General features: G+C 52.5%; 10 protein-coding genes and 1 tRNA gene. 5 read left to right on the top strand and 6 right to left on the bottom strand.

The window, feature by feature from the left end; all coding sequences use genetic code 11:
- Positions 1-40: 40 nt before the first annotated feature.
- Positions 41-1,033: an LLM class flavin-dependent oxidoreductase gene (locus BM030_RS16285; protein WP_090974670.1), complete on the top strand. Its 993-nt coding sequence runs from the start codon at positions 41-43 to the stop codon at positions 1,031-1,033.
- Between the two features lie 19 nt (positions 1,034-1,052).
- Here BM030_RS16285 and BM030_RS16280 read toward each other — a convergent pair whose 3' ends face one another.
- The gene (locus BM030_RS16280; RefSeq protein WP_090974669.1) at positions 1,053-1,649 is read right to left on the bottom strand and encodes a DUF502 domain-containing protein; all 597 of its coding nucleotides are present in this window, start codon (positions 1,647-1,649) and stop codon (positions 1,053-1,055) included.
- A 31-nt stretch (positions 1,650-1,680) separates the two neighbouring features.
- The gene (locus BM030_RS16275) at positions 1,681-4,143 is read right to left on the bottom strand and encodes a bifunctional UDP-N-acetylmuramoyl-tripeptide:D-alanyl-D-alanine ligase/alanine racemase (protein ID WP_090974668.1); all 2,463 of its coding nucleotides are present in this window, start codon (positions 4,141-4,143) and stop codon (positions 1,681-1,683) included.
- A 57-nt stretch (positions 4,144-4,200) separates the two neighbouring features.
- On the opposite strand from BM030_RS16275, the gene BM030_RS16270 reads away from it, so the two are divergent.
- Entirely contained in the window at positions 4,201-4,689 is a 489-nt protein-coding gene (locus tag BM030_RS16270) for a regulatory protein RecX (RefSeq protein WP_090974667.1), read from the top strand.
- A 64-nt stretch (positions 4,690-4,753) separates the two neighbouring features.
- Positions 4,754-4,826 (top strand) — tRNA-Gly (locus BM030_RS16265).
- A 145-nt stretch (positions 4,827-4,971) separates the two neighbouring features.
- On the opposite strand, the gene BM030_RS16260 is transcribed toward BM030_RS16265, so the two are convergent.
- Positions 4,972-5,418: a PH domain-containing protein gene (locus BM030_RS16260; protein ID WP_211657639.1), complete on the bottom strand. Its 447-nt coding sequence runs from the start codon at positions 5,416-5,418 to the stop codon at positions 4,972-4,974.
- A gap of 99 nt (positions 5,419-5,517) precedes the next feature.
- On the opposite strand from BM030_RS16260, the gene BM030_RS16255 reads away from it, so the two are divergent.
- Complete coding sequence (locus BM030_RS16255) at positions 5,518-6,441, top strand: hypothetical protein (protein WP_090974666.1); 924 nt, start codon at positions 5,518-5,520, stop codon at positions 6,439-6,441.
- A complete protein-coding gene (locus tag BM030_RS16250; RefSeq protein ID WP_090974665.1) occupies positions 6,438-7,115 on the top strand; it encodes an ATP-binding cassette domain-containing protein in 678 nt (225 codons plus the stop codon). Before BM030_RS16255 ends, BM030_RS16250 begins: the two co-directional genes overlap by 4 nt.
- Before the next feature lie 11 nt (positions 7,116-7,126).
- Here the strand turns inward: BM030_RS16250 and BM030_RS16245 are convergent, their stop codons facing one another.
- Genes BM030_RS16245 through BM030_RS16235 form a run of 3 tightly spaced genes read right to left on the bottom strand, consistent with a single transcriptional unit; the run spans position 7,127 to position 12,083 of the window.
- Positions 7,127-8,713: a serine hydrolase gene (locus BM030_RS16245; protein WP_090974664.1), complete on the bottom strand. Its 1,587-nt coding sequence runs from the start codon at positions 8,711-8,713 to the stop codon at positions 7,127-7,129.
- The gene (locus BM030_RS16240) at positions 8,713-10,206 is read right to left on the bottom strand and encodes an APC family permease (RefSeq protein WP_244519008.1); all 1,494 of its coding nucleotides are present in this window, start codon (positions 10,204-10,206) and stop codon (positions 8,713-8,715) included. Before BM030_RS16240 ends, BM030_RS16245 begins: the two co-directional genes overlap by 1 nt.
- Positions 10,203-12,083, bottom strand: coding sequence for a membrane dipeptidase (locus BM030_RS16235; protein WP_090974663.1), 1,881 nt, complete (start codon positions 12,081-12,083; stop codon positions 10,203-10,205). The genes BM030_RS16240 and BM030_RS16235 overlap by 4 nt, the downstream gene beginning before the upstream one ends.
- Positions 12,084-12,137 lie beyond the last annotated feature (54 nt).

Here is a 12,137-nt window from a genome sequence, read left to right as displayed (position 1 = left end):
AAGCTTGCCCTTCCATACCGTAATGCAGTAATTTGCGGTTATGACTAAGCAAGTGAAGCTCTCTGCACTCGACCTTTCCATCGTCATCCAAGGAGGTGACGCCGCCACCGCCATTGCCCGTACGGTGGAAGTAGCGCAGCATATTGAACAATTGGGGTATACCCGTATCTGGCTTGCCGAACACCACAACATGGAATATGTTGCCAGTTCAGCCCCTACGGTCCTCATCGGCCATGTGGCCGGAAAAACCAGTCATATCCGTGTCGGTTCCGGCGGAGTGATGCTACCCAACCATGCTCCGCTGGCCGTTGCCGAACAGTTCGGTACGCTGGAAACGCTATATCCCGGACGCATTGACCTGGGGCTGGGCCGCGCACCGGGCACCGACCAGTTGACCGCCATGGCGTTGCGGCGCAACAACCTGAACACCGCATATAATTTCCCGTCGGATATCCGTGAATTGCAGCTGTATTTCAGCGACGACAATGCCGGAGGGCGTGTAAGGGCATTTCCCGGCGAAGGGCTCGACATCCCCATCTGGATACTGGGTTCGAGCACAGACAGTGCATACCTCGCTGCGGAGATGGGACTGCCCTATGCGTTTGCCGCGCATTTTGCACCGGCCCAGTTCCGGGCAGCGATAGCCCTTTACCGCCAGCATTTCAAGCCTTCGGCCTGGCTCGAAAAGCCCTATGTGCTGGCCTGTGTGAACGTCATTGCTGCCGACACAGATGAAGAAGCCCATATACTGGCCACCAGCATGTACCGCATGTTTCTGGGTATTGTGACCAATACGCGGCAGCCGCTGGCGCCCCCTGTACCGTCCATGGAGCCCTATTGGTCGCCCGAGGTGGAAGCCGCCGTTAAGCAGATGACCGCCTGCACCTTCATCGGAAACCATGAAACGTTGGCGGCCCAGCTTTCCCGGTTCATCGGGGAGACCGGCATCGACGAGCTGATGACCACGAGCAATATCTACGACCAAGGAGCGCGGCTGAAGTCATACCGCATACTGAAGGAAGTACTGTCATAACCGAAGGCTGGAAGTGCCCCTATTCCAGTCCGCTCACCCCCCCGGATACCACGAGCTTCATGGCATCCGTGGCGCTCATATTCAGTGGCTTCACCCGTTCCGATTTAACCACAACCACTTGACCAGCAAAAGAATAAGAATAAGGAAAGTAAACTATAACTTCACCATCCAAACCAATCTTAGTCAAGTCCCGCTGCGTTAAAAAACCAATTTTCTTCAATCCCGTTTCATTAACCTCCACAACCACCGGTTCGTTGAACTTTTTGGCATCGCCAACGAAGGCCTCCGTAAAATCCTTAATGGAAGAATACAAGGTGCTGAACAACGGAATCCGGCTGAGCACGTTATTGAACCAGTTGTATATCGGTTCAGTAACCACATTCGTGAAAACCATTCCCACAGCAACCAACAAAATCAGCACGGTAAGGATACCCAACCCCGGCACATAAAGCGGCGCCCCGCTTTCGTCTTCCCACAACCAGCTGCTCAGGTTAAGTGCCGAATCGATGCTCACCACCACCCACACAATCAGAAACAACGCGCCCGCCAGCGGCACCACCACCAATGTTCCCTTAATCAGATAATTAAAAAATAATCGTATCGTTCTATGTTTCATTCCACTAATTTACCTCTAATAAACCACCCGTTTAACCATAAAAATATACCCGTTTGACCCGCTGTGAGATACCTGCCAGCAGTTCATACGGAATAGTACCTATAGCAGCCGCCTGCCCTGCCAAATCTCCGAAAACAATTACTTCATCGCCTTCCCGTGCTTCCACCCCCGTGACATCCAGCATCGCCATGTCCATACAGATATCCCCCACCGTAGGCACGGTTCTACCATTAACGACCATGCTGCCCACCCCGTTCCCGAACCGCCGGTCATAACCATCGGCATACCCGATATTTACCGTCGCTATACTGCTCTCCCTCGCCAGCACACCCTTGCGGCCATACCCCACACTTTCGCCGGCCGGCACTATCCGGAGCTGCGCAATCGCGGTTTTTAATGTACATACCTGTTGCAGGTGCAAGGAACGCTTAGCCGCATTATGAATCCCGTATAAACCGATGCCTAAACGAACCATATCCAGATGTGCCCCGGGCCACCGCTGGATAGCCGCGGTATTGGCAATATGACGGATAAACGGATAGCCCAGCGCCGCACTCAACCGGCTTACCGCGCCGTGGAATGCCGCCAATTGCGTTTCGGTAAATGCGTCGTGTTCCGCTTCGCCCGCAGCCGCCAGATGAGAAAACACAGATTTAACTTTTACTGCATTTGTTTTAGATAAATCACTCGCTAACTTATCGATATCGTTCACGCCGAACCCCAACCGATGCATCCCTGTATCTATCTTAACGTGGACGGGATATCCGGTCATGCCCCTATTGGACAATTCCCGCACCAAATCAGCCAACACCGAAAAGCTATATACTTCAGGCTCCAGTTCATACCTGAGCAACAGCCCTATCGCAGCAGGGCTTGGGTTCATTACCATAATGGGCAGGTAAATACCCGCCTTGCGCAGCTCAACGCCTTCATCCACATAAGCCACGGCCAGGCAATCCACTTTATTGAACTGAAGAAGATTAGCCACCTCGAAACTGCCGCTGCCATAGGAAAACGCCTTAACCATGGCCATCAACTTGACCTGTGCCGGCAACAGCGATTTAAACCGGCCCAGGTTATGTTCCAGCGCGTTCAGATTAATCTCCAGCACGGTGTCATGCAGTTTCGCTGCCAGCAATTGGCTAATGCGTTCAAACGCAAACACCCTCGCGCCCTTTAGCAGTACTATCTCGTCATGGAAATCCATGCCCGGCAGCGCCTCAAGCAGCGCTTCCGTGTTGGCGAACGCCTCATGCCGCAATCCCCGGAATCGCGACGCCTGCGCGGCCAGTCCCTCCCCTACAGTAATCAATCGGTTAATATTATTATTAACCAATAACTTAAGTACCTTTTCGTAAACTTCATCTTCACGACCCCACGTACCGGGGATATCCGACAATACCAGCGTACGGGAAGGATGCTGATGCTGCTGCCGGAGAAAATCCAGCGCGATGGCAAGAGAAGCCAGGTCGTTGCTGTAGCTATCATCCACCAACGTGCAGCTATTGATACCCCGTTTCATCTCCAGCCGCATCTCCACGGGCTGGAGTCCGGCCATCCGTTCGGCCACAACCGCCGGAGCATACCCCATCGCCAGCATCACGGCCCAGCAACAGGTGGCATTCTCCCGTGAGGCCTCATCCGTGAAAGGAATGGTGATATCCATCTCGTTCCCGCGGTAGCGCCCGTATATCCGGCAGCGGCGGTCGCCTATCCGCTCATGGCGGAGCACCTGCAACGCGGCGTCCCCATGTCCCCAAGTAACGCGGGTTGTGGCGGGCGGCACGGCCATGCCATGCAGGTAACCCGGCGAATATACCACGGTACCGGCTCCCTCAAACAGCCGGAGCTTCTCGGCAACCTTATCGTTCCGGGAAGCAAACCCCTCGTCATGCGCCGGGCCAATGTTCGTCAGCACCGCAATATCAGGCCGGATCATGCGCTGCAACGATTGCATCTCGCCGGGCTGGCTTATCCCCGCCTCGATGATGGCCAGGTTATGCGTGCCGTCTAACTGCCATAGCGACAGCGCCACCCCAATTTGCGAATTATAACTTTTAGGACTGCGGACAATGCGGAATTCCGGCGACAGCAGTTGCCTCAACCACTCCTTTACGATGGTTTTGCCATTGCTGCCCGTAATGCCGATAACCGGATATGAAAACCGGCTGCGATGGTATGCCGCCAGGGTCTGCAACGCGTCCAGCGTATCCCGCACCACAATAACGTTGGCATGAGGAAGCGCGGCAGCGGCCTCTTCCCCTTCGGCCACCACAAAATTACGGACACCCGCCGCATAGGCATCGCCGATATAAGCATGCCCATTGCGCCGCCCCTTGAGGGCAAAGAACAGCCCGTTGCCGGCGTCCGACAGCTTGCGGCTGTCGTACAGGAGCGAACTTACCGCTGCCGCCGGCGACGGCAGGAAGACCCGTACAGGGCTGAGCACATCAGCGATGTGCTGAACGGTATAAAACTGCTCCGGTATAGCCATGGCACGAATTTCAACATTTTTTAGTGACTGCACCAATTTTTTCCCATTTTGGCCCGTATGGACCATTTCCGTGAACACAAACCCCGGGCGATGACGCCGCAACAGGCCAAATCCAAAGCCGAAGCGTATTGTGCATACCAAGAACGATCACAGCAGGAAGTACGCGACAAGCTGTACAGCCTGGGACTGCACAAAACCGACGTGGAAGCCATCATAGCCGACCTGATTGCCGAAGACTTCCTTAACGAGGAACGTTTTGCCCTGGCCTACACTTCGGGCAAATTCAGGATGAAAGGGTGGGGCCGCCACAAAATCAAGCAAGGATTGCAGCAGAAATCCGTGTCGCCCCCGCTCATCCGCATCGCCCTGGCCAGTCTGGACGAACGGGAATACCGGGCAAAACTCCATGATCTTTTGCAAACAAAAGCCCGCGGTGAGCGCGAGAACCACCCTTATAAACGCAAACACAAGCTGATGCAATATGCGCTGGGCAGGGGTTTCGAAAGCGAAATCATCATGGAAATATTGAATGACAACGACTTGTGATTTTTTTAAAAAAACTGTTGACAGTAGCCGAAATCTACACTATATTTGCATCCACAAACAGCAAGCGAAAGTAGCTCAGTTGGTAGAGCGCAACCTTGCCAAGGTTGAGGTCGCGAGTTCGAACCTCGTCTTTCGCTCCGGATGGAAACCCCTCCTATCGATGATAGGCGGGGTTTTTTCGTGTTTGAGGGATTTGGAAGGGAAAATCCCACCGGAAAATCCGAGGATTGGATTCCGCCTGCATAAGCCGGGCTCCCGCTCGTTAGATCCACTCAGTGGGTATTACGATGGTTTCCTGTTCACCTCGATAGACGGATTCCGCTGGGTCAATTCAGTGATCATTGCCCACTTATCTTTTGGCGAGATAACGACACTGTCGAAGCGGTTGTAGTGGATCTCAAGCCTGTCCAACGACGGCGCCGGAGCACTGATGGGATTACGCGTTTCGCTGATTTTACGGATAGCGGAGATCGGGATGTGCTTTTTATAAAACAGGCCGGCTTTGATGGTGAGGTGTTCGCCTTCAATAATGTATCGGGTAGCCAGAAAAAGAGGAATACAACAAGCGGAAGCACCCAACATAAATACCGTGAAGAGCCATCCCGTGACTTTGGCCTTTGGATCTGCCCCCACTAAGGCCAGCATGACCAATGGTACCGTACTGCCCACCAGAAGCGCAGCAATTGGTATGAAGAGCCACCAATCTATTTTTGCCTGAAACGTTTTCATGAATCGACCAAAGTTACGATAAATTGAACATAAGGATATCCTCCTTTCGCCAAGTCAACGGTTTGACCGCTACCGCTTTTACAGTATATTTGCGGTATCATGGTATTCCGGAATTATTTCAGGTTGCAGGTGTTGATGCTTAACCGGCGGATTGAGGAAGCCGGGGTGCCGTTCTACGTAGGCTACCTTATCGCCCTTGTTTTGTTCGCCGGTGTTTCGATAGGCGTATTCCGGCTGCCCGATTATCCTGAATATGTTTACCTTGTGCTGCTGGCAACGGTACTGGCCGGCATGGCTCATTATGAGAAGCACCGTTATCTGGTAACCGCCCTTGGTGCTGCCCGCACGGTACAGATCAGGGTACTTGAAAACCTCTTTGCGAGTTTGCCGTTCGCGGGGTTCCTTGCGATAAACGGCTATTTTGAGACCTGTTCGGCTAGCCTGCTGATTGGTACCGCCTCCGGCTTCGCCAAACCCCGCCGGATTACCGGCGGGCCATTGCCGACACCTTTTTCCAAATATCCTTTTGAGTTTCCGATGGGCTTCCGTAAGTACCTGCCGGTGCTTGCAGGAACCTATCTGCTGGTCGCTTATGCTTGTTATGCGGATAGGTTCGGACTGGGCTTGGCGATGTTGACAGTGCTTTTCTTCGTATGCTCGGCCTTTTACTCCCCACTGGAAGACCGGACTTATGTATGGGTACACCAGTGCAGCCCGACGGCATTCCTTATAAAGAAAATCGGTACCGGATTGGCGCTATGCGCGGCTGTGACCGCTCCGATTGCTATCGCGCTGCTAATCTTTTTCCCAGAAGACGTGGGGTGGCTATGTACAGTGGTTTTACTGGGGCTGTTGTACCTGACGGCTGTTATCATGGCTAAATACTGGGCGTTCCCCCACGAAGTGAACCTGATGCATGTGCTGGTGGTGTCATTAGTGGTATGGTTACCTCCGTTATACCTGGTTTTCTTACCGTTCTTGTTCCAGCGGTCGCGCCGGAACCTAAAACAACTGCTGCAATGATTACCATCGAGGGACTGACAAAAATCTACGGAGACGTAACCGTGCTTCACGGCATCCATCATCACTTTGAGATGGGCAAAGTACACGGCATTATCGGAGCGAACGGGGCCGGGAAGTCGACATTTTTCCGGTGCCTTACCGGATTGGAAAAATACAGCGGCCAGATAAAGGGCCTATCCGGCATGCACGGCGCTATCGGCTATCTACCTACCGATCCGTTTGTTTTCAAGCGGATAACAGGCAGGGAATACCTGCGGTTCCATTGCCTTGCAAGAAACATCAGGGATATTGACATTGACAAACATAATGCCTTTGACCTACCATTGGACCGCTATGCCGCGCAATACTCTACCGGCATGCTGAAAAAGCTCGCCCTCACGGCGGTGCTGCTACAGCGAAACGAGGTGTTTATCTTTGACGAACCTTTTAATGGTGTTGATCTGGAAAGCAACATGCTGATTACCGCCATCATCAGAAGGCTTGGTGAACAAAAGAAGACAGTTTTCCTCGCTTCGCATATCTATGCTACGCTCTCCGGATCGTGCGACTTCATCCACCGCCTGGCCGGCGGCAAGTTCGAACAGCCCGTTGGTACCGAAGACTTCCATGCATTGGGGCTGCAATTGGAAAATGAGATGGTTTCAACGAAATTGGATATGCTTCGTTTTGGATGACAGAAAGCACACTAATCCTTTACGGGATAAATATCGAGATCATGAAAATCGTAGCTCACGTCAGTGACCGGCGATACCGCTTTCATTCGTACGCGGTGAATGCTTCCGTCATGGTCGAGCGAAAATGTCACATACGCGTCGGCCCGAAGATCTCTGTTTTGCCACCGCACAACGAAAGTGTCATACTGCCAATGCTCCATTTCGCCGACCAATAAGGGGGTATGCTCAAAACGCATCACGAGCTGACCATCTTCCTCCATAATACTTATATCGCCATACCAAGCATCACGGTAGCTGCCTGCATAGGCTGCGATGGGCAGTGAAGGTCCCGATCCGGTGGCACGTTGGTTCACAGCCGCGCGTTCTTGATTGGCTATGTATTGAAAACGGCGATCTTCTTGCCTTCGGTAACCGGTAATCCAATCAAACGGTTCCGCACCCATTACGTGGTCTACAACAGCGTTAATCACTGCCATATAGGCGTTGGTGCTTTCCTGATTAGTCAATACACAAATACCTAAATCAAGGTCGGGGAAGAACATGACACAAGACACGAAACCATCCAATTTACCGCCGTGTGTCACGGCCTTTACATGACGATAAGTATGCACCCTGAAGCCCAGCGCATAGGCGTTAAAATCTGACTGGGCAGGCGCTATCCATTCCGGCACTTTAGGTATAGGCATGGGGGTTATCCCCCGCCACAGATTCTCGACCGACGCCGATGATAAAAGGTGTTCGCCTTTCGGTGTTCTGCCGGAATCCAGCTGTGTGAGCAGCCACTTGGCCATGTCGGCCGCATTGGAAACAATGCCTCCAGCCGGATTGGAAATGTCTCCCAGTCCTTGTTCGAAAAAATTCTCTAACACCCGCAGTTTGCCACCAACACGAGCATGGGAGGCCGCGCCATTTTGAACCCCTTTAAATTTGGAAAACCGAGATATGCTCGTCTCCATCCCTACTTTTTCGAAAATCCGTTGTCGAATAAATTCTTCCCACATCATTCCAGACACTTCCTCGATAAGCAAACCTGCCACCAGATAAAGCACATTGTCATAAGCATACGCACTTCGAAAGCTGGTGGCCAAAGGCAGGTAGCGAAGGCGTTCTACCAATTCCCGGCGTGTATAGGTGGTTGGCGGGAACTGGAGCAGGTCGCCCGCATATGGAGCAATGCCGCTGCGGTGCACCAATAGATCGCACACACTTAGCTCATTGGTTACCAAGGGATCCGAAAGCTTAAACCAAGGGAGGTATTCGACCACCGGTTTATCCCATTCCAGCTTACCTTCTTCTACCAGCATAGCCAGTGCTGCGCCGGTAAATGCCTTTGAGTTGGAAGCGATGGGAAAAAGTGTATGTTCATCAACCCCTGCGGGATCGTCCATCCTGCGTACGCCATACCCTTTTGCCAAGGCCACCTCGCCGTCTTTAACCACGGCCAGGGCCATGCCCGGCACCTCAAAGGTTTCCAGCACCCGCTGTACATACTGATCAAAGCCCCGTGGCAACACATCGGGTGACTGCGCCGTACTCTCCTCCCAAAGGACGACGACTGCAACAATGGCTATCCATAATTTACGCTGTACAAATTTCATTATTTTGGCTTTTGTAGGTTTACATTTTTACGATTGATCCAAACGTACACGGGCGCTCCCAACAGTACGATGACCACCCCTGGCCAACTCGTTGCTGGCCTGTATATCAGCAGGGAAACACATATTCCAGCCGCCAGCAGCATGTACACAACGGGCAGTACGGGGTAACCGAACGCTTTATAAGGCCGATATTCATGTGGCTTTTTCCGCCGCAACAGCAATACCCCCCCTACCGTAAGTATATAGAAAATGAGCTGCGCGAAAATGGCGTAAGCGATCAAAGCACTGTAAGTACCGGTAAGACACAGCAGACATGTCCAGACGCACTGGGCAACCAGCGCAAAACCGGGTACGCCCCGGTCGTTGATCTGTCCCGCCCTTGACAGAAACAGCCCATCTTTGGCCATTGCATAATACAGCCGTGCTCCGGCCAGAATCAATGCGTTGCAGGCACCAAACGTGGAAACCATGATTAGCACGGCTATGACGGCGACCGCTGCATCACCAAACACGGTGGCGAAGGCTGCCGTACCGACCCGGTCGTCCGCAGCAAACATGATACCCCGGCCAATGACATCGGGGGCGTCTGGATTGCCTTGGGCAGGCAGTAGCATCAGGTAAGCCACATTGACCAACAGATAAAGCACGGTGACCGTCAGCGTGCCCAAAAAAAGGCTCAATGGAATATTCTTACGGGGATTGATGACTTCCCCCGCTGTATAGGTAATGTTGTTCCAAGCTTCGCTGGCGAATAACGGGCCTACCAACGCACATCCTAACACACCCAATAACTGCCATCCCTTAAGCGGTTCCATAAAAACCCCTTCGGTATGACCGGCACGGGTAGTCGTCCGGAATGCATCCCATGCGTGCTCCATGTTCAACGGCCAATAACCGCTTCCGTAACCGGCCCATACGCCCACCACGATGATAGCCAGCAATGCCCATATTTTGGCTACGGTAAAAACACCCTGTACCAGTTTGCCGCTTTTCACGCCTTGTAGATTGACCCATGTGAGAAAAACAACGACCGATACAGCCAATAGATCCTGCGAAGTAATGTTAAAACCAACCGAGAACAATACGTTTGACGGACTCACCCAAGGCACCAAAACGCCGGTAAACCGAGCAAAGGCGATAGCTACCGCAGCGGCCACTCCGGTTTGGACCACAAAAAATATCGTCCACCCATATAAAAAGCCCGTCATCCGGTTGTACGATTCCCTCAGGTAGATGTATTGCCCCCCCGCCTTTGGCATCATGGCGGCCAATTCGCCATAGCTGAGCGCGGCAATCAACGTGATGACACCTGCCATACCCCATAAAAGCATCATGTACCCTGCCCCACCGACATCGCGCATCACCTCGGCAGAGACGATGAAAATGCCCGAGCCAATCATCGACCCCGCAACCAACATCGTAGAATCAAAAAGGCCCAGCGTTCGTTTTAAGCTTTGCTGCCCTTCAATAGTGGTTTTCGCTGAGCCGTTCACCGTGTTTCTTCCAGTTCCTCAAATGTTAAATCCATTAAGGGAAATTTTTCCCATCCGTTGAAATCATAGTGCCACCACTCATCGGGGTAGGTATCGAACCCGTGTTTCGTCATTGTTCCCTTTAGCAATTCCCGGTTGGCAATGACCGCCTCCGGCAACCCCGCATAGTCCACATGAGCTTCTGGAACAAAGTCGTCAAATCCCGTAGGCATAGGCAGCTCTTTACCCGTGGACAAATCCACGAGCGTGAGATCCACAGCGCACCCCCTATTGTGCCTTGATCCCGTGTAGGGGGAAGCCACGAACGTGGAGTCCAGCACTTCTTCGTAGAACGCCACGGTGACGCCATAAGGCCGGTAGGCATCCCAAATCTTCAGTCCATAGCCCTTTTGTTTCAATTCAGCTTGAACGGCCTGCAGGGCTTTTGCCGCTGGCAACCGTAGATATGCCGCCTCCTGGGTATACACCGGCCGGCGCATGAAGTTGTTATTTGTGGCATAAACCACCTCAAATTGCGCACCGGGAAGGTACGTCCGGAGGTCAACCAATGCCTGCTCGGGATTTTGCTCCACCTGGACCAGGTAATCTGTGACGGATGAGACCGTGTTCGCGCCGTATTTTTCGTAGTTGGCTTCCCTCGCTGATGATTGGATAGATGCCGGCAAAGCGAGCGAGGCAGACTGATTTGCACGGAATACTCGCATAAAATTGCCCCCCAAGATCTTCAGGACATCCGCCTCGCTATATCCCCGTTCAAGCAGGGCCTTGGTGAGTTTCGGAAATGACGACACATCGTCCATTTCTCCGACAAACGATTCCGCACCGTCAAAATCGCTGCCTATTGCTACGTGGTCCACTCCAATCAATTCCACGATATGATCGATATGGTCAATCATCATCGACAATGGGGGACGTATGCCATCTTGCTGTGCCTTAGGCAAGCCGCTGATGAGCTCACGTGCGGCGTGCATGGCATTGCCCTCATGCTTAGCCAAGAGGCTGTCGTATACCGACTGGTGGTAGGCCAGCAGACTATCCTTGCGGCGATTATAATCGGGATCAATGAAGCCCGAATAAAAATTAACACCTATCAGTCCACCGTTTTCCTTTATCGCCTTTATCTGTTCATCTTTCAGGTTCCGGGGATGAGGAGCCAAAGCATAACAGTTGCTGTGTGTAGCCATCACGGGTTTAGACGAAACCCGCAACACATCATAAAACGTCTGCTCGCCGGCATGGGAAAGGTCTATCATCACCCCCAGTTCATTTAGCCGTTTTACCACCTCTTCACCGAATCGCGTAAGGCCTTTGTGCGACAATTCACGTTCCGGGTCAGTTTCATCGGCAGCAGACGTGGCCCATGTGGTGCTGTTGTTCCAGGTAAGGGTAAGGTATTTCATGCCCCGCCTGTAAAGGCTATCAAGGTAGTCCAGCCGATCTTCAATCATATGTCCTCCTTCGACAGCCATTAATGCCGCTATTTTTCCCGAGGACGTGATGCGCTCCACATCGTCAGCACGATGAGCATACGCTACCTTGTCCGGATTGCGGGCCACTACGCTGTCCAGTGAATCGGCCATTCGGTTGGCGAAACTAAACGCGGTGCCCGGACCGTATTCCCCGTCGCAGAAAAGTACAAACACCTGCAGCCCGACGCCGCCGTCTTTGAGCCGATCCAAGTCGGTATCACCAACCTCGTTGCGCGCGGAAATGTCAATACCCCGCGAAACGGACGTAGTATATATCGCATCGTTGTGAATATCGGCCAACAGTGCTTTCTGGTGCACTTTCAGATAGTCCGCGTTGTTGGGCTGCTGGGCGCAGGACAACACAAAAAATGCCGGAATACAAATCTTTACATAAAATTTCATCTTCATTCGAAAGGTTTTCAATATCCAAAGTTAAACAAACGTCAAACGTATCCAACTATC

The sequence above is a fragment of the Parapedobacter composti genome, from assembly GCF_900112315.1.
GTDB lineage: Bacteria > Bacteroidota > Bacteroidia > Sphingobacteriales > Sphingobacteriaceae > Parapedobacter > Parapedobacter composti.
This window is presented reverse-complemented; position numbering and strand designations above follow the sequence as displayed.